The 18,135-nt window shown below is 71.5% G+C and carries 16 protein-coding genes; 2 read left to right on the plus strand and 14 right to left on the minus strand.

The window, feature by feature from the left end:
- Nucleotides 1-46 precede the first annotated feature (46 nt).
- From pstB to mshD, 11 genes are all read right to left on the minus strand, one after another.
- Nucleotides 47-823, minus strand: coding sequence for a phosphate ABC transporter ATP-binding protein PstB (pstB, locus tag OG361_RS21670; protein ID WP_384570052.1), 777 nt, complete (start codon nucleotides 821-823; stop codon nucleotides 47-49).
- Nucleotides 824-848: 25 nt separating this feature from the next.
- A complete protein-coding gene (gene pstA / locus OG361_RS21675) occupies nucleotides 849-1,922 on the minus strand; it encodes a phosphate ABC transporter permease PstA (RefSeq protein ID WP_384570048.1) in 1,074 nt (357 codons plus the stop codon).
- Nucleotides 1,919-2,893: a phosphate ABC transporter permease subunit PstC gene (gene pstC, locus OG361_RS21680; RefSeq protein WP_405855913.1), complete on the minus strand. Its 975-nt coding sequence runs from the start codon at nucleotides 2,891-2,893 to the stop codon at nucleotides 1,919-1,921. Before pstC ends, pstA begins: the two co-directional genes overlap by 4 nt.
- 106 nt (nucleotides 2,894-2,999) lie before the next feature.
- Nucleotides 3,000-4,145 (minus strand): phosphate ABC transporter substrate-binding protein PstS, encoded by a 1,146-nt coding sequence (gene pstS, locus OG361_RS21685; RefSeq protein ID WP_405855915.1) that lies wholly within the window; start codon nucleotides 4,143-4,145, stop codon nucleotides 3,000-3,002.
- Nucleotides 4,146-4,409: 264 nt separating this feature from the next.
- Nucleotides 4,410-4,928: an NUDIX hydrolase gene (locus OG361_RS21690; RefSeq protein ID WP_405855917.1), complete on the minus strand. Its 519-nt coding sequence runs from the start codon at nucleotides 4,926-4,928 to the stop codon at nucleotides 4,410-4,412.
- A 5-nt stretch (nucleotides 4,929-4,933) separates the two neighbouring features.
- Complete coding sequence (locus OG361_RS21695) at nucleotides 4,934-5,917, minus strand: CHAD domain-containing protein (RefSeq protein ID WP_405855919.1); 984 nt, start codon at nucleotides 5,915-5,917, stop codon at nucleotides 4,934-4,936.
- Nucleotides 5,904-8,177: an RNA degradosome polyphosphate kinase gene (locus OG361_RS21700; RefSeq protein ID WP_405855921.1), complete on the minus strand. Its 2,274-nt coding sequence runs from the start codon at nucleotides 8,175-8,177 to the stop codon at nucleotides 5,904-5,906. The genes OG361_RS21695 and OG361_RS21700 overlap by 14 nt, the downstream gene beginning before the upstream one ends.
- Before the next feature lie 280 nt (nucleotides 8,178-8,457).
- Nucleotides 8,458-9,378, minus strand: coding sequence for an ABC transporter permease (locus tag OG361_RS21705; protein WP_405855923.1), 921 nt, complete (start codon nucleotides 9,376-9,378; stop codon nucleotides 8,458-8,460).
- Nucleotides 9,375-10,214 (minus strand): ABC transporter ATP-binding protein, encoded by an 840-nt coding sequence (locus OG361_RS21710; RefSeq protein WP_405855925.1) that lies wholly within the window; start codon nucleotides 10,212-10,214, stop codon nucleotides 9,375-9,377. The genes OG361_RS21705 and OG361_RS21710 overlap by 4 nt, the downstream gene beginning before the upstream one ends.
- On the minus strand, nucleotides 10,211-10,597 hold the full coding sequence (locus OG361_RS21715; protein WP_384570028.1) for a GntR family transcriptional regulator: 387 nt from the start codon (nucleotides 10,595-10,597) through the stop codon (nucleotides 10,211-10,213). The genes OG361_RS21710 and OG361_RS21715 overlap by 4 nt, the downstream gene beginning before the upstream one ends.
- Before the next feature lie 109 nt (nucleotides 10,598-10,706).
- Nucleotides 10,707-11,633, minus strand: a complete 927-nt coding sequence (mshD, locus tag OG361_RS21720; RefSeq protein WP_405855927.1) for a mycothiol synthase — start codon at nucleotides 11,631-11,633, stop codon at nucleotides 10,707-10,709.
- A 162-nt stretch (nucleotides 11,634-11,795) separates the two neighbouring features.
- Between mshD and OG361_RS21725 the strand changes: the two genes are divergently transcribed.
- Nucleotides 11,796-13,628, plus strand: coding sequence for a bifunctional metallophosphatase/5'-nucleotidase (locus OG361_RS21725; RefSeq protein ID WP_405855929.1), 1,833 nt, complete (start codon nucleotides 11,796-11,798; stop codon nucleotides 13,626-13,628).
- A 118-nt stretch (nucleotides 13,629-13,746) separates the two neighbouring features.
- Complete coding sequence (locus OG361_RS21730; protein ID WP_384570020.1) at nucleotides 13,747-14,601, plus strand: phosphatidylinositol-specific phospholipase C; 855 nt, start codon at nucleotides 13,747-13,749, stop codon at nucleotides 14,599-14,601.
- On the opposite strand, the gene OG361_RS21735 is transcribed toward OG361_RS21730, so the two are convergent.
- Genes OG361_RS21735 through OG361_RS21745 form a run of 3 tightly spaced genes read right to left on the minus strand, consistent with a single transcriptional unit; the run spans nucleotide 14,566 to nucleotide 18,133 of the window.
- Nucleotides 14,566-16,113: a sensor histidine kinase gene (locus OG361_RS21735; RefSeq protein ID WP_405855931.1), complete on the minus strand. Its 1,548-nt coding sequence runs from the start codon at nucleotides 16,111-16,113 to the stop codon at nucleotides 14,566-14,568. The genes OG361_RS21730 and OG361_RS21735 overlap by 36 nt on opposite strands.
- Entirely contained in the window at nucleotides 16,110-16,841 is a 732-nt protein-coding gene (locus OG361_RS21740) for a response regulator transcription factor (protein WP_405855933.1), read from the minus strand. Before OG361_RS21740 ends, OG361_RS21735 begins: the two co-directional genes overlap by 4 nt.
- Before the next feature lie 44 nt (nucleotides 16,842-16,885).
- Entirely contained in the window at nucleotides 16,886-18,133 is a 1,248-nt protein-coding gene (locus OG361_RS21745; protein ID WP_405855935.1) for a S1C family serine protease, read from the minus strand.
- Nucleotides 18,134-18,135 lie beyond the last annotated feature (2 nt).

Below are 18,135 nucleotides of genomic sequence, written 5' to 3' on the forward strand. Positions count from 1 at the left end.
GGCGTTGTCGCTGCCCCCGGTGGTGGGTTCACACGGGCTGGACGTCTTATCCGAAGCGGCCGGAGATGTAGTCCTCGGTCGCCTGGACGCTCGGGTTGGAGAAGATGCGCTCGGTGTCGTCCAGCTCGATCAGCTTGCCGGGCTGGCCGACGGCCGCCAGGTTGAAGAAGGCCGTGCGGTCCGAGACGCGGGCGGCCTGCTGCATGTTGTGCGTCACGATGACGATCGTGAAGCGCTCCTTCAGCTCGCCGATCAGGTCCTCGATGGCGAGGGTGGAGATCGGGTCGAGCGCGGAGCACGGCTCGTCCATGAGGAGGACGTCCGGCTCGACGGCGATGGCCCGCGCGATGCACAGACGCTGCTGCTGACCGCCGGAGAGGCCGGAGCCCGGCTTGTTGAGGCGGTCCTTGACCTCGTTCCAGAGGTTCGCGCCCTTGAGGGACTTCTCGACGATGTCGTTGAGCGCGGACTTCTTGTACTTGCCGTTGAGGCGCAGGCCCGCCGCCACGTTGTCGAAGATCGACATGGTGGGGAAGGGGTTGGGGCGCTGGAAGACCATGCCGACCGTGCGGCGCACGGCGACCGGGTCGACGTTCGAGCCGTAGAGGTTCTCGTCGTCCAGCATCACCTTGCCCTCGACGCGGCCACCGGGGGTGACCTCGTGCATGCGGTTCAGGGTGCGCAGGAAGGTGGACTTGCCGCAGCCGGAGGGGCCGATGAAGGCCGTCACCGAGCGGGGTTCGACGGTCATCGAGATGTCGTCGATCGCCTTGTGGGCGCCGTAGTAGGCGGAGAGGCCGCTGACGTCGATTCGCTTGGCCATGTGAATCACTTCCAATGAGCCGCGGTTAGCGGCCGGTCTTCGGGGCCTTCCAGCGGGCGATGCCGCGGGCCACCAGATTGAGGATCATGACGAAGGCGATCAGGACGAGCGCGGCGGCCCAGGCGCGGGCCACGGCGGCGTCGGTGCCGACCGCGTACTGCTCGTACACGTAGAGCGGCAGCGAGGACTGGGCGCCTTCGAAGGGGTTCGGGTTGATGAGCTTCGTACCGAACACGAGGAGCAGGACGGGGGCCGTCTCACCGGTGATGCGGGCGACCGCGAGCATGACGCCCGTGGTGATGCCGCCGATCGCGGTGGGCAGGACCACCTTCAGGATCGTGCGCCACTTGGGGATGCCGAGGGCGAGGGAGGCCTCGCGGAGCTCGTTCGGGACGAGCTTGAGCATCTCCTCGGTGGAGCGGACGACGACCGGCATCATCAGGATGGCGAGGGCCATCGCGCCGGCGAAACCGGAGGGGCCGAAGCCCAGCATCAGGTTCCAGGTGGCGAGGATGAAGAGGCCGGCGACGATCGACGGGATGCCCGTCATGACGTCGACGAAGAAGGTGACGGCCTGGGCGAGCTTCCCGCCGCCGTACTCGACGAGGTAGACCGCCGTCAGCAGACCGATCGGCGCGGCGATCAGGGTCGCGATGCCGACCTGCTCGATGGTGCCGAGCAGCGCGTGGTAGACGCCGCCGCCGGCCTCGACGTCGAGGACGCCGTTCATCGAGTGGGTCAGGAAGTAGCCGTCGAGGACTTCCATGCCCTTGCTGATCGTGACCCAGGCGAGGGAGAGCAGCGGGACGACGGCGAGGACGAAGCAGACCCAGACGAGGCTGGTGGCGACGCGGTCCTTGGCCTGGCGGCTGCCTTCGACCTTGGTGGTGACGGCGTACGTCAGGAGGACGAAGAGCAGGGCGGCGAGCATGCCCCACTGCACCTTGCTGTGCCAGCCGGCGGCGAGGCCGATGCCGATGCCGGCGGCGATGGAGGCGGCGGCGACGGCCGCCGGGGTCCAGCGCGGGAGGCGGGCGTGGGAGAGGGATCCGCGGGGCGGTGCCACCGAGACCGGACGTTCCTGTATGGCGTGGCTCATGCCGCGGCCCCCGAGTACTCCTTGCGGCGGCCGATGATCCAGCGGGCGGCGCCGTTGACCAGCAGGGTGATGACGAAGAGGACGAGACCGGAGGCGATCAGGGCGTCCCGGCCGAACTCGTTGGCCTCGTTGAACTTGGCGGCGATGTTCTGGGCGAAGGTGCCGCCGCCCGGGTCGAGGAGGTGGCCCGAGATGAGGAAGCTGGGGGAGAGGACCACGGCGACGGCCATGGTCTCGCCGAGTGCGCGGCCGAGGCCCAGCATGGAGGCGGAGATGATGCCGGAGCGGCCGAAGGGCAGCACCGACATGCGGATGACCTCCCAGCGCGTGGCGCCGAGGGCGAGGGCGGCCTCTTCGTGCATCTTCGGGGCCTGGAGGAAGACCTCGCGGGTGACGTTGGTGATGATCGGCAGGATCATGATCGCCAGCAGGATGCCCACGGTGAAGAGGTTGCGGGCGACGCCGTCGCTGGACTTGTCGAAGATGTACGTCCAGCCCAGGTACTCGTCGAGCCACTGGTTGAGGCCGTCCAGGTACGGGACGAGGAAGATCGCGCCCCAGAGGCCGTAGATGATGCTGGGCACGGCGGCGAGCAGGTCGACGACGTACGCGAGCGGCTTGGCCAGCTTGCGCGGCGCGTAGTGCGAGATGAAGAGCGCGATGCCGATCGCGACGGGCACGGCGATGAGCATCGCGATGATCGAGGAGACGATCGTGCCGAAGGCGAGGACGGCGATGCCGAAGACCGGCGGGTTGCCGGCCGGGTTCCACTCGAAGGTGGTGAAGAAGTTCGTGCTGTCCTTCGAGATCGCGAGGACGGCGCGGTAGGTGAGGAAGCCGGCGATCGCGGCCATGATCACGAGCAGGGTGATGCCGGAGCCTCGGGACAGACCGCTGAAGATGCGGTCCCCGGGGCGGGACGCGTTCTTGGCGCGCCGGCTCCTCTGTATGTCTGGTGTGGTGGTAGCCATCTGCTTCTCCGGTCTGCGGCGCCCGTACGGGTGTGCGGGCTCCTGGCGGCGGTGCACCGGATGCCGGGTCCGGCCCCCCAAGGGAGGGGCCGGACCCGGCCGGGGGTCAGGACAGGGTGGGGACGATCGCGCGGACCTTGGCCGCGATCTCCGCCGGGAGCGGGGCGTAGCCGGCCTCGGCGAGGACCTTCTGGCCCTCCTCGCTCACGGTGTAGTTGAGGAATGCCTTCAGGGTAGGCAGGGTCTCCGGCTTGTTGCCCTTGTCGCAGGCGATCTCGTACGTGACGAGGACGATCGGGTAGGCGCCCTCGGCCTTGGTCGCGTAGTCGAGGGAGAGGGCGACGTCGTTGCCCGTGCCCTTGATCTTGGCGGCGGCGATGGCCTTGGAGGCGTTCTCCGAGGTGGCGGCGACCGGGGCGGCGGCGCCGGTGTTGATGCTGACCGTGGAGATCTTGTTCGCGGAGGCGTACGAGAGCTCGAAGTAGCTGATGGAGCCCTCGGTGTCCTTGACCGCGGTGGCGACGCCGGAGGAGCCGTTGGCGGCCTGGCCGCCCTGGGCGGGCCACGACTTCGCCTTCGGGTCGTGCTTCCAGTCGGCCGCGGCGGCGGTCGAGAGGTACTTGCCCAGGTTCTGGGTGGTGCCCGACTCGTCGGAGCGGTGGAAGGCCTGGATGGTGGAGTCGGGAAGCTTGGCGCCCGGGTTCAGCTTGGCGATCGCCGGGTCGTTCCACTTGGTGATCTTGTTGTCGAAGATCTTGGCGATGGTGGAGGCGTCCAGGACGAGGTTGTCCACGCCGTCCAGCTTGTAGCCGATGGCGATGGGGCCGCCGACCATCGGGAGGTTGACGCCCTTGCCGGTCTTGCAGATCTTCTGCGACTCGGCGACTTCCTCTTCCTTCAGGGCGGAGTCGGAGCCCGCGAAGGCGACCTGGCCCTGGTTGAACTTGGTGATGCCGCCACCGGAGCCGATGCCCTGGTAGTTGATCTCGACGCCCTCACAGGCGGCCTGGAAGTTCTTGACCCACAGGTCCATCGCGTTCCTCTGCGCGCTGGAACCGGCGGCGAGCAGCTTGCCCTTGGCACCCTCGCACGCGATGTCCGACGCGGCGGCGGACGTCTGGGAGGCGCCGCCCTCCTTCGCCGGGGTCTCCGTGTTGTTGTCCGAGCCACACGCCGAGAGGACCAGGGCGCCGGAGACGACGAGGGCACCGATCGCGGAGGCGCGAAGCCCGTTCTTGCGCGAAAGCTTCACTTTCGGGTGTTCCTTCCAGAAGCCGCCTTGTCGCGGACCCGTTGTCCTGACCGTTCTACGGCGGCGTGTGTCGGTTGGTGGGTGCATCGCTGTGCTCCGTGCACCGTCACGTCCGAAATTAGGCAGAACAGGTGAAGCGGTCGACCGAAGAGAGTGAACGGGAAGTGAACCGTGCCGTAAGCCCGGGTGCGGACCCCCCGGTCGTGGACAGCGGGTGCCGGACCTCGAGCGCGGCCCCGGGCGCTGACCCCGCGGGCCGGGGACTCAGGTGCGGGAGGCCGCCACGGCCGCGTCCAGGAGCTCGCGGTCCCGCAGCTGGGTGAGGCGGGTGCGGGCCGCGGCCGGGGGGAGCCAGAGCAGGGCGTCGACCTCGCGGCTCGCGGTGAAGGTGCCGCCGAGGGCTCGGCCCACCCAGTAGTCGACCTCCTTGGGGCGGCCGTCCACCGCGTAGCGGACCGTCGGCAGCCGGGGGCCGAGCGAGCAGCTCTGGCCCGTCTCCTCCAGGACCTCGCGGAGCGCGCAGGCCTCGGCCGACTCGGCGCGCTTCCGCTTGCCCTTCGGGTGGGACCAGTCGTTCCACTTCGGCCGGTGGACGAGGGCGATCTCGATGCCGTGGCCGGAAAGTGCCGGGCGCCAGAGCACGCACCCGGCGGCACGGATCGGATCCTGTGCGGGACCGTGCGCCGGGTCCTGTGCGGGACCGTGCTCCGGGCCCCGCGCCGGACCGTGCGCAGGGCCCCGCGTCGGGTCCCGCGCCGGGTCCTTGGCGGTCAGGCCGTTCATGCCGTTCATGGCACCGGGGCCGTCGCTCTCCGCCAGGCGTGCTGGAAGGCGAAGCGGGCCGCCTCGACCTCGTGGCGCTGGTCGGCGTGGAGGACCCCGAGGGCGTACGCCGTCGCCGGGGCGATCCGCGGGGTGCGGGCGGCGGTGGCGGCGGCCGTCGCGGCCTCGGCCGCGTCCCGGTGCCGGTCCAGGGCCCGGGCGGACTCGAACAGCACCGGGTCGGGTTCGCCGCCGGTGTGCAGGACCTCGGAGGCGTACCGGTGCAGGCGCAGCAGGTGCCGGGTCCGGTGCCAGGGCGCGTCCTGGGCCTCGCCGGCGGCGAGGGCCAGCGCGTCGGCGTTGTACGGGTGGGCGGCCCGGGCCAGCGGGAGCGCGGCCACCGATTCGAGGAGGCGGCGCTCGGCGACCGCGGCGGGCGCGTCCACGACCTCGACGGCGGGGGCGCCGCCCGCCGGGCCGAGCGGCACGTCGGAGGCGAGGAGGGCGACCGCGTCGGCGACCGCGTGGAAGCGGGAGGAGCCGAGGGCCTGGAGGGCCGCCGAATGGGCTCGCGTACGGGCCAGGGTCAGCTGGCGTTCCAGGAGGGCGCCGGCCCGGGCGGCGCCCACGGTGAGCCCCGCCCCCTCGCCGCCGCGGGCGGCCGGCACCGGACCGCTGCCGCTCGACAGGCGGGACAGCGAGTCCACCAGCCGGACGAGCCGGGAGGTGCAGGCGTGCTCCAGGGCCAGCGTGCCGGAGAGCCAGGCGAGCTCGGTGCGCAGCTGGTCGGCCCAGGCCGGGTCGAGCAGCGGCCGGAAGGTGTGGAGGGTGCCGCTGATCCGGCGGGCCGCGCTCCGCAGCGTACGGGCGGCCTCCTCCGCCCCGGCCGAGTCCGAGCCGCTCTCGCCGTGGATCCGCAGGCCGCGGAGGAAGTCCGCGGCCCGGGCGTGGAGATAGGGGGCCACGACCTCCCCCGCCGTGACGTCCCGCAGGGGGTCAAGGTTGTGCACGCCGGCGCCTCCGCGCGTCGATGAGCATCTCCTGGACGTGCCGCAGGGGGCGGCCCTCGGGGTCGGTCGCGTGCCGCGTCCAGTTCCCGTCGGGGCCGAGGTGCCAGGAGGAGGTGGTGTCGGACATCCCGGTCTCCAGGAGCCGGGTCAGCGCAGCCCGGTGGGCCGGGTCGGAGACCCGTACGAGGGCCTCGATCCGGCGGTCCAGGTTGCGGTGCATCATGTCGGCGCTGCCGAACCAGACCTCGGGCTCGCCGCCGTTGCCGAAGGCGAAGACCCGGGAGTGCTCCAGGAAGCGGCCGAGGATCGAGCGGACCCGGATGTTCTCGGAGAGGCCGGTGACCCCGGGGCGCACGGCGCAGATGCCGCGGACCCAGATGTCGACCGGCACCCCGGCCCGGGAGGCCTGGTAGCAGGCGTCGATGATCGCCTCGTCGACCATCGAGTTGACCTTGATCCGCACGTACGCGGGCCGGCCGGCCCGGTGGTGGGCGATCTCCTTGGTGATCCGGGAGACCAGACCGTCCCGCAGCGACTTCGGGGCCGTCAGCAGGCGCCGGTACGTCTCGCGGCGCGAGTAGCCGGAGAGCCGGTTGAACAGGTCGGAGAGGTCCGCGCCGACCTGCGGGTCCGCGGTGAGCAGACCGAGGTCCTCGTAGAGGCGGGCCGTCTTGGGGTGGTAGTTGCCGGTGCCGACGTGCGAGTAGCGGCGCAGCAGCTCGCCCTCCTGACGGACGACCAGCGACAGCTTGCAGTGGGTCTTCAGGCCGACGAGGCCGTAGACGACGTGGCAGCCGGACTCCTCCAGCTTCCGCGCCCACTTGATGTTGGCCTGCTCGTCGAAGCGGGCCTTGATCTCGACGAGGACGAGGACCTGCTTGCCGGACTCGGCGGCGTCGATGAGGGCGTCCACTATCGGCGAGTCGCCGGAGGTCCGGTACAGCGTCTGCTTGATCGCGAGGACGTCCGGGTCGGCCGCCGCCTGCTCCAGGAACGCCTGGACGGAGGTGGAGAACGAGTCGTACGGGTGGTGCAGCAGCACGTCCCGCTCGCGCAGCGCCGCGAAGATGTCCGGCGCGGACGCCGACTCGACCTCGGCCAGGTCCCGGTGCGTGCCCGCGACGAACTTCGGGAACTTCAGCTCCGGCCGGTCCTGCCCGGCGATCCCGAAGAGACCCGTCAGGTCGAGCGGGCCGGGCAGCGGGTACACCTCGGCGTCGGAGACCTTCAACTCGCGCACGAGGAGGTCGAGGACGTACGGGTCGATGGACTCCTCGACCTCCAGGCGGACCGGCGGGCCGAAGCGGCGCCGCATGAGCTCCTTCTCCAGGGCCTGGAGCAGGTTCTCGGCGTCGTCCTCCTCGACCTCCAGGTCCTCGTTCCGCGTCACCCGGAACATGTGGTGCGCCAGCACCTCCATGCCGGGGAACAGCTCCTCCAGGTGCGCCGCGATCACGTCCTCCAGGGGCACGTACCGCTGCGGGGAGGCCTCCAGGAAGCGGGAGAGCAGCGGCGGCACCTTCACGCGCGCGAAGTGGCGGTGGCCGCTGACCGGATTGCGTACGACGACGGCGAGGTTGAGCGAGAGCCCCGAGATGTACGGGAAGGGGTGCGCCGGGTCCACGGCCAGCGGGGTCAGGACCGGGAAGATCTGCTGCCGGAACAGGGTGAAGAGGCGCGCCTGCTCCTTCTCCGTGAGCTCGGGCCAGCGGATCAGGTGGATGCCCTCGTCGGCCAGGGCCGGCGCCACGTCCTGCTGGTAGCAGGCGGCGTGCCGGGCCATGAGCTCGCGGGAGCGGGTCCAGATGAGGTCGAGGACCTCGCGGGGCTGGAGGCCGGAGGCGGAGCGGGTGGCGACGCCGGTGGCGATGCGGCGCTTGAGGCCGGCGACCCGGACCATGAAGAACTCGTCGAGGTTCGAGGCGAAGATCGCGAGGAAGTTCGCCCGTTCGAGGAGGGGGGTGGTCGAGTCCTCGGCGAGTTCGAGGACCCGTTCGTTGAACGCGAGCCAGCTCCGCTCCCGGTCGAGGAAGCGGCCCTGGGGCAGGTCGTCGCCGAGCGCGCCGTCGTCCTCGTAGGTGTCGGGGTCGGCGTCCACGTCGGGCTCGAGGTCGGACACCCTGCCGCCGTCGGTGACGAGCTGGCGGTGTGGGGCTATGGACCCGAGGGACGACGGGGCGGACGTCCTGGCGGACTCGGACGTCTGGGCGGACGGCGTGGCGGAGGACTGGACCGGGACCTCGGCGGGCTGCTGGCTCATGGCCCCATTCTTCCGCGCGAAGGGGTGGTCGGGCGCGTCGGAGCGGGCCGTGGGGGAGGGAAGTCTCCCCTTGGGGAGGGCCGCCCTGCCGGGCGGGGTCACGGAGCGCTTCATTCAGTGAGCGTCGCAAGCGCGTCTGAATGGCCGGTAACGACGACATGTCGTTCGGGAATCGGGGGCTGATCGGGGGCTTGTCGGGGGGCTGAACGGGCTGCTGATCGGGGGCGGGGCCGTGTGCGGGCCCCGCCCCCGGGCGGTTGCTACGCGTGGTGGGCGGTCGCTACGCGTGCCGGGCGCGGAGGACGCGGAAGGCGGCGAAGAGGGCGAGGGCGGCGAGGGCGAGGACGATTCCGGTTTCGATGAGCTGAATGGGCCAGTAGTGGGATGAGGGGTGGTGGTCCCAGTACTGGCCGGCGATGCTCATGTCGGCCGGGCAGACGTCCCACAGCTTGGTCCGCTCCCAGCAGGCCTGCAGGGGGAGCCGTTCCCCGGTGGTCGTGATCAGCCCGGAGCCGGTCTCCCGGGAGGAGGCGGGCAGGACGGTGGTGATGCCTTCGGTGAGCGGCCCGGTCATGCTCTTCACCGGCAACAGCGACCAGCGGAACTGGCTGACGACCAGCAGGACGAGGCCGGTGACGAGGCCGGTGAGGGCCATGGCCGTCACGGTGCGGCGGATCAGCTGGCCGATGAGGGCGCCGAGGCCTAGGGCGAGCAGGGCCTGGGCGACGACGACGGGGCCGGTGGCCGTGTACGTGCCCGGCTCGTACCAGCGGAGCGACCAGCTGTCGGTGAAGTTCGCCCAGCCGAGGCGGTAGACGCCGATCAGCGCGACGGTGGCCCCGACGGTCACTGCGCCGGCGACCAAGAGCTTCGAGCCGAGCCAGCGGGCCGGGCTGACGGACTGGGTGAGGGCGAGTTTGTACGTGCCCGATTCGAACTCTCGGCCGACCAGCGGTCCCGCGACGAAGGCGCCGACGAGGAGCGGCAGGGAGATCATGGCAGTGGAGGCCCATTCCAGGGCGATCCACAGGACGGCGTGGCCGTTGTCCTGCTGGTAGGTGCCGGTCGTCTGGCCGTCCCAGTACCGGAGCCAGGCCATCATCGCGAGGCTCAGCAGGACTCCGGCCGCCACCACCCGGATTGAGCGCCGGTACTGCCGGACCGTCACCCAGTAGGGGCCCTTCAGGGTGAGCGTGCTCATGCCGGGGCTCCTTCGGGGGCGGTGCGGAGGTGGGCGAGGAGGAGGTCCTCCAGGGAGGGTTCCGTGGTCTCCCAGGGGCCTTCGACCGGGCCCTCGCGGCGTATCAGGGCCGTGAGTTGACGGCCCGTCGTGCGGGACTCGACGACCGTGTGCGGGGTGAGGTCGCCGACCGGGCCGGTGAGCAGGGTGTGGGCGGAGAGGAGCTCGTCCACGGGGCCGTCGAGGCGGACCCGGCCGCCGTGGAGCAGGAGGAGGTGGTCGCAGGAGCCCTCCAGCTCGGTGAGGATGTGCGAGGACATGACGACGGTCGTGCCGTGTTCGGCGGCGTCGGCCATGAGCAGGCCCATCAGCTGGTGCCGGGCGAGCGGGTCGAGGTCGGCCATCGGCTCGTCGAGGAGGAGCAGTTCGGCCCGTTTGCCGAGGGCGAGCGCGAGCGCGACGCGGGTGCGCTGGCCGCCGGAGAGGTCGCGGACGAGGGCGTGCGGGTCGAGTTCGTCGGCCATCACCCGTTGGGCGGCGTTCTCGTCCCAGCGGCCCGGGTTGAGCTCGCGGCCCATGCGCAGGGTGTCGGCGACGCTGAGCCGGGGGTGGAGCGGCTTGTCCTGGGCGACGTAGGCCAGGTGCTCGCGGGCCGGGGCGTGGATCGTTCCCTCGGTGGGGCGCAGCAGTCCGGCGGCGAGGGCGAGGAGGGTGGACTTGCCGGCGCCGTTGGGGCCGACGAGGGCGCAGATCCGGCCGGCGGGGAGGGCGAAGTCGCACTCCCGTAGGGCCCAGCCCCTTCCTCCGTACCGTTTGCCCAGGAGGCCGGCCTCCAGTGCGATGCCGTCTCTCGTCATGCGTCGTCCCCCTCGAAGTGTTCCTTCAGTACGGATGTGAAGAGCGCGGACACGTCCTCGCGGTCCAGTCCGGCGGCGCGGGCGCGGCGGGCCCAGTCGGCGAGTTCGCCGCGCAGGGGCGAGTCGGCGGGGCCCGTGCCGAGCGTGGCGCGGACGAAGGTGCCGAGGCCTCGGCGGGCCTCGACGAGGCCCTCGCGTTCGAGCTCGCGGTAGGCCTTGAGGACCGTGTTCGGGTTGATGGCCGTCGCTTCGACGACCTCGCGTGCGGTGGGCAGTCGGTCGCCGGGCTCCAGGAGGCCCATCCGGAGGGCCTGCTTCGTCTGCTGGACGATCTGGAGGTAGGTGGCGACGCCACTGCGCCGGTCGATGCGGTACTCGACCACGATCGCTTCCACCACCCTTTCACTAATCAAGTAGTGAAAGGGTGGTGGAAAGAAGGGGGCGGTGTCAACCGCCCCCTGCGTCACAGGCGTTACGGAGTGCCGGTGCGCCTCACGACTCCGTGCGGTACATCAGGTCCACCTCGTGCGTGGCGAAGCCGAGCCGCTCGTAGACCGTGACCGCCGCCGTGTTGTCCGCGTCCACGTACAGCATCGCCGTCGGCAGCCCCTGCGCCGCCAGGTGCCGCAGGCCGATCGCGGTGAGCGCCTTGCCGAGCCCGCCGCCCTGGGCGTCGGGCAGGATGCCGACCACGTACACCTCGCCGAGCTGCTCCTCGGCGTGCGTCTTCGTCCAGTGGAAGCCGATCAGCTTCCCGTCCTTCTCCGCGAGGAAGAAGCCCTTCGGGTCGAACCACGGCTCGGCGATCCGGTCGTCCAGGTCCCGCTGCGTGAGCGAGCCCTGCTCCGGGTGGTGCGCGAAGGCGGCCGCGTTGACGGCGAGCCAGGCCGTGTCGTCCTGGCCGGGGAGGAACGTACGGACGGTGACGCCCTCGGGCAGGACCGGCTCCGGGATGTCGAGCGGCGTCAGGGGTCGCCGCAGCTGGCGCAGTTCGCGGAAGAGGGTCAGGCCGAGGACCTGCGCGAGGTGCCTGGCCGCCGACTTCCCGCCGTGCGCCCACACGCGCAGCCGCTTGCCGGAGGCGGCGAGCAGGGCGGCGCCGAGCGCCCGGCCGTGGCCGCGACCGCGATGGGACGGGTGGACGACCAGCTCGGCGGCCGGGGCCTCGATCGGGTCGGTCTCCTCCATCTGGGCGTAGCCGAAGAGCTGCGGGCCGACGCTGAGCAGGAAGTGGCGCACGCCCTCGCGGCGGCCGTGCCGCAGGTAGAGCCGTCCCTGCTCGGACACGGCGTGCAGACCGTCGGCCCGGTCGGCGGCCTCGAGGAGCTCCAGTACGTCCTGGACCTGCTCGGGGGAGAGCTCGTCATACGTGTGGATCTGCCGTCCGGGTTCGAGGGCCGGCGCCGCGTCGGGAGTCATGGGTACGAGCCTACGGCGACGTGCCGCCGCCCCGGCGAAAGGCAGGGGCAACTGTCTTGTAACCAGCTACCCCCTGTTGCGCTACGCGCGTTGACTCTAGGCTGCACCGGCAGACGGGGGAGTCGATCAAGGCCGCAAAAGGGGCAAGGGGCAAGGGGAGAGATGGCAGCGACACCGAGGAAGAACAAGACCGGACGGCGAATTCTGGCCGCCGGGGCCGGACTTGCGACCGTTGGGGCGCTCGTCGCCGCGATGCCGTCGTCGGCGGGTGCCGCCGGGGACCAGTTCGCCGACGGGTACGGGAACGGCAAGGGATGGGGCCGGATGGTCGACGTCCAGCTGCTGTCCTTCAACGACCTGCACGGCAATCTGGAGCCGCCGACCGGCTCGTCGGGCCGGCTTACCCGCCTCAAGGAGGACGGCACGCCCGAGACCGTCAATGACGTCGGCGGCGTCGAGTACCTCGCCACGCACCTGCGGCAGGCCCGCCAGGGCAACCGGTACTCCGTCACCGCCGCCGCGGGCGACATGATCGGTGCCTCGCCGCTGGTCTCCGGGCTGTTCCACGACGAGCCGACCATCGAGGCGCTGAACAAGCTGAAGCTCGACGTGAGCTCGGTCGGCAACCACGAGTTCGACGAGGGCGCGCGCGAGCTGGCCCGCATACAGAACGGCGGCTGCCACCCGACCGCGGGCTGCTTCGAGGAGGGCAAGACCTTCGAGGGGGCGAACTTCCCCTACCTCGCGGCCAACGTGACGGACGAGAAGAGCGGCAAGCCGCTGCTCGACCCGTACTTCGTCTGGGAGCGCGACGGCGTCAAGATCGGCTTCATCGGCGTCACCCTCGAAGGCACGGCGAACATCGTGTCCGCCGAGGGCATCAAGGGCCTGAAGTTCGGCGACGAGGTCGAGACGATCAACAAGTACGCCAAGGTGCTGGAGCGCAAGGGTGTGAAGTCGATCGTCGCCCTGCTCCACGAGGGCGGCCTGCCGGCCTCGGGCGCGTACAACTACGACTGCGACAGCCCGGGTCCCGGCAACGGCATCTCCGGCCCGATCGTCGACATCGCCAAGAACGTCAGCCCGCAGGTCGACGCCCTGGTCACCGGCCACACCCACCAGGCGTACGCGTGCACGATCGCGGACCCGGCGGGCAAGCCGCGCACGGTCACCTCGGCGGCCTCCTTCGGCAGGCTCTACACCGACACGACGCTCACCTACGACCGTCGTACGAAGGACATCGTCCGCACCGCCGTCGCCTCCGCGAACCACGTCGTCACCCGTGACGTGCTCCCGGCCGACGACATGAGCAAGCTGATCAAGCGCTGGAAGGACCTGGCCGCGCCGATCGCCGGCCGTCCCGTCGGTCACATCTCCGCCGACATCGACAACCCCCTCGATGTGACGGTGTACGAGAAGCCGCTGGGCAACCTGATCGCGGACGCGCAGCTGGAGGGCATGGCCCCGGCGGACAAGGGCGGCGCCCAGCTCGCCCTGATGAACCCGGGCGGCATCCGCGCGCCGCTGACCCACAAGGCCGCCGGCGCCGAGGGCGACGGGGTCGTGACCTACGGCGAGGCGTACACCGTCCAGCCGTTCACCAACATGATGACGGCGGTCGACCTGACCGGCACCCAGCTCATCACCACGCTCCAGCAGCAGGTCAGCGGCCTCAACCTGGCGTCCCCGAAGATCCTCCAGGTGTCGAAGGGCTTCACCTACACCCTGGACATGACGAAGACCGGCGCCGACCGGATCGTGGTCGACTCGGTGCGGCTGAACGGCCAGGCGATCGACCCGGCGAAGACCTACCGGGTCGCGATGAACGAGTTCCTGGCCGGTGGCGGTGACGGCTTCGCCGTCCTGAAGGAGCACAAGAACAAGCTGGTCGGCGCGTCCGACCTGGACATGTTCACGGCTTACCTGGGCGCGCACTCCTCGGCCGCCGCGCCGCTGCCGGCGCCGGCGACGGACCGCATCACGGTCGTCAAGTAGCCCTTCCGGGCCCCTTGAGCGAGGGGGCGGCGGTCCGATCCGACGGGCCGCCGCCCCCTTTCGCGTACGTCCGGAAGACCCCTGGCATGATTGTCGTGGCCCTGTCATTATCCGGGGCATGGAGCGACGACGCTTTCTCGTGGGGGCCCTCGCGGCCGGGGCCGGAGTGATGCTCGGGGCGCCCGCCGCCTCCGCCGTGGACGTACGGGCCTGGATGGCGGCGCACGGCGACGGGACCGACCTGCGGCGACTCACCATCCCCGGCACGCACGACTCCGGCGCGCGGTACGGCGGCGCCTGGTCCGAATGCCAGAACACCACCATCGCCCAGCAGCTGGACAGCGGTATCCGGTTCCTGGACATCCGGTGCCGGGTGACCGGCGGGTCCTTCGCGATCCACCACGGGGCCTCGTACCAGAACATGATGTTCGGGGACGTCCTCGTCGCCTGCCGGAACTTCCTCGCCGCGCACCCCTCCGAGACCGTCCTCATGCGGGTCAAGCAGGAGTACTCGGAGGAGTCCGACGCCACCTTCCGCGCGGTCTTCGACGACTACCTCGACGCGCGCGGCTGGCGCTCCCTCTTCCGGATCGGCGACGGACTGCCGCTCCTCGGCGAGGCCCGCGGCCGGGTCGTCCTGCTCGCCGACAACGGCGGGCTGCCGGGGCTCAGGTGGGGAAACAGCTCCGTCTTCGCCATCCAGGACGACTGGAACGCGCTGCCCGACGCCAAGTACCCCAAGATCGAGGCCCACTTCCGCACGGCCGTCGCACAGCCCGGCCGGCTCTACGTGAACTTCGTCAGCACCTCCGCCTACCTCCCGCCCCGCTGGAACTCCGACCGCCTCAACCCCCGCGTCCACTCCTGGCTCGACGGCGCCGAGGCCGCCGGACGGACCGGGCTCGGGATCGTCCCCATGGACTACCCGAACACCCGGTCAGGCCTCGTCGAGGCCCTGCTCCGGCACAACTGACCCCGGCGCGACCGGCCCCGGTACACCCGGCCCCGATACACCCGACCCCGGCACACCCGACCCCGGTACACCCGGATCCGGCACGACCGACGAGCCCGGCGGCGGTGTCGGCGCCCCCGGCAGACGGACGGTCGCCACCGTGCCGCCGCCCGGGGCCGGGGAGAGGCTCGCCGCGCCGCCCGCCTGGTGGACCGTACGGGCGACGATCGAGAGGCCGAGGCCCGAGCCCGGCAGGCTGCGGGCCGAGGGGGAGCGCCAGAAACGGTCGAAGACGTGCGGCAGCTCGTCCGGCGGGATGCCGGGACCGTGGTCCCGGACCGTCAGCTCGCCCCGCATCAGGGTCACCTCGACCGTGCCCCGGGGCGGCGAGAACTTCACCGCGTTGTCCAGGACGTTGACGAGCGCCCGCTCGATCGCCGCCGGCTCGGCCCGTACGTACCAGGGCGCGAGCTCCGTGACGAAGGTCAGCTCGGGGCCGCGCAGCCGGGCCCGGTCCAGGGCAGAGCGCAGGATCGTGTGGAGCGGGACGACCTCCAGCGGCCCCGGCCGCACCGTGTCCGGGCGGGCCAGCTCCTGGAGGTCGCCGATCAGCGCCGCCAGCTCCGTCATCTGGGCCTTCACCGAGGCCATCAGGGCCCGCCGGTCGTCCGGCGGGATCGCCCGGCCGGTCTCCTCGCTGCGCGCGAGCAGTTCGACGTTCGTCCGGAGGGAGGTGAGGGGCGTCCGCAGCTCGTGGCCGGCGTCCGCGATCAGCTGCGCCTGCCGGTCCCGGGAGGTCGCGAGCGCCGCCGTCATCGCGTTGAACGAGCGGGACAGCCGGGCGATCTCGTCCTCGCCCTCCACCGGGATGCGGACGGTCAGGTCCTCGGTCGCGGCCACGTGCTCGACCGCCCCGGTCAGCCGGTTCACCGGCTCCAGGCCGGTCCGCGCCACCCACAGGCCGGCCGCGCCCGCGCCGACGACGCCGATCCCGGAGACCAGGAGCAGCACCCAGCGCAGCGTGGACATCGAGTTGTCGATCTCGGAGAGGGGGCGGGCGACGGAGACCGCGAGCCCGGGCGGGCCCTCCTGCGGGTAGGTGTAGACCCGCATCTCCCGGCCGTCGTCGTCCTTCACCGTGTGCAGCGCGTACGACAGCTGCCCGCGCGCCACGGCGAGGTCGGCGGGCCCGGCGGGGATCGCGGCCTTGCCGGAGGTGCAGACGCTGCCGTTGGCGAGGATCACCTGCACGGTGTACGACCCGGCCGCCGGCGGCGGTGTCGTGCCCTGGCGGCACAGGGTGAGCAGGCTCTGCACCGAGGCGCCGTCCAGCCTGCTGTTCCGCAGCGAGGAGTCGAGCTCCGCCTCCAGCTGGGCCCGTGTCACGAACCAGCAGGCCAGCGAGACCGCCGCGACCGCGACGGCCACCGCGAACGCGGTCAGCAGCGCGAGCCGCGACCGCAGGGGCCGCGAGCGGAACCAGGCCAGCGGCCGGAAGCGGGACCCGGGCCGTGGCGTCTCGGGTCCGGTCACTCGGTTCCTCCTCCGCGCAGGACGTAGCCGACGCCCCGCACCGTGTGCACGAGGCGCGGCTCGCCGCCCGCCTCCGTCTTGCGCCGCAGGTACATCACGTACACGTCGAGCGAGTTCGAACTCGGCTCGAAGTCGAAGCCCCACACCGCCTTGAGGATCTGCTCCCGGGTCAGCACCTGCCGCGGATGCGCCAGGAACATCTCCAGGAGCGTGTACTCGGTGCGCGTCAGCTCCACCGTCCGCCCGTTCCGGGTCACCTCGCGCGTCGCCAGGTCCATCCGCAGGTCCTCGAAGGACAGCACGTCGTCGTCGGCCGGCGCGGCGGCGGCCGAGGCGTACGAGCTGCGCCGGAGCAGGGCCCGGATCCGGGCGAAGAGCTCGTCCAGCTCGAAGGGCTTCACGAGGTAGTCGTCCGCGCCCGCGTCGAGCCCGGTGACCCGGTCGCCGACCGTGTCGCGGGCGGTGAGCATCAGGATCGGCACGGTCGAGCCGGACGCCCTGATCCGCCGGGCCGCCGTCAGCCCGTCCATGCGGGGCATCTGGACGTCGAGGACGACGAGATCGGGGGCGTACGCCTCGATCCGGGCGAGCGCGTCGAGCCCGTCGACGGCGTCCTGCGTGTCGTACCCCTCGAAGGCGAGGCTGCGGCGCAGGGCCTCCCGCACGGCGGGCTCGTCCTCGACGATCAGGATGCGCTCGCGGGCGCCTTCGTTCACCTGGCCAGTCATGTCACCAGCCTCGCACGCGCTCTGTTCACCAGGTGGTTCGCCGTTCAGTTGTCGCCGCCGGAGCGGAGTCCGTCGAGGTCGGCCTTGACCGTGTCGATCGGAATCGCGAATCCGAGGCCGACACTTCCGGCCGTGGAACCGCTCGAAGAACTGGGCGAATACATGGCCGAATTGATTCCGATGATCTCGCCCTTCATATTGATCAACGCGCCGCCGGAATTCCCCGGGTTGAGCGAGGCGTCGGTCTGGATCGCCTTGTACGTCGTCTTCGACGAGCCCGTGTCGCCGTTGAACTGCTGCCCGCCGAACTCGAACGGCCAGCCCTGCCGCGGGTCGTACTGCTGCCCCTGCCCCTGCTGCTGGTCCTGGCCGGCGCTGTCGTCGTCCTTGGCGACCGTCACGTCCCGGTCGAGCGCGGAGACGATGCCGCTGGTGACGGTGCCGGTCAGGCCCTCGGGGGAGCCGATCGCCACGACCTCCTCGCCGACCTTCACCTTGGACGAGTCGCCGAGCGTGGCGGCCTTGAGGCCGGAGGCGCCCTGGAGCTTGATCAGCGCCAGGTCCTTGTCGGGGTCGGTGCCGACGACCTCGGCCCGGTACGACTTGCCGTCGCTGAGCTGCACGCTGATCTGGGAGGCGCCGGAGATCACGTGGTTGTTGGTGACGATCTCGCCGTCGGAGGTGATGATCACGCCCGAGCCGGTGGACTTGCCGGAGTTCGAGGTCGCGGAGATCTCGACGATGGAGGGGGAGACGGCCTGCGCGACCCCGGCGACCGTGCCCACGCTGCTCGCGGAGACGTTCGTGCCGCTCACGGCCGAGGAGGCGGTGGCGGGGGTGTCGGAGGTGAGCTGCTGGACGAGCGTCGCCGTGCCGCCGCCGACCGCCGCGGCCGCGATGGCCACGGCCGCCAGGAGGCCGACCCCGCGCTTGGCGCGGCGCCCGGCCCCCGGAGCGGGGGCCGCCGCGACGGCGACCGGCGGGTCCACGGGCGGCGGGACGTGCCCGCCGGACGGCCAGATCGTGGTTCCCGGCTCGGTGGTGATCGGCCGGGTGGCGTCGTACGGCCGGGTGGCCTCGTGCGGCTGGGGTGACCCGTGCGGGGTGGCGTCGTGCGGCTGGGGCCACCCGTACGGCTGGGTGGCCTCGTACGGCTGCGTCGATCCGTGCGGCTGGGGCGACCCGGGCGGCGGGGTCGCCTCGTACGGCTGCGCCGGGGGGTACGGCGGCCTCGGTGGATGCGGCGGGTAGTACGGCTGCTGCGGCGGCTGCTGCTCCTGGAAGTCCGTCATGG

This window comes from Streptomyces sp. NBC_00090 (genome assembly GCF_045160815.1).
In the GTDB taxonomy this organism is placed as follows: Bacteria; Actinomycetota; Actinomycetes; order Streptomycetales; family Streptomycetaceae; genus Streptomyces.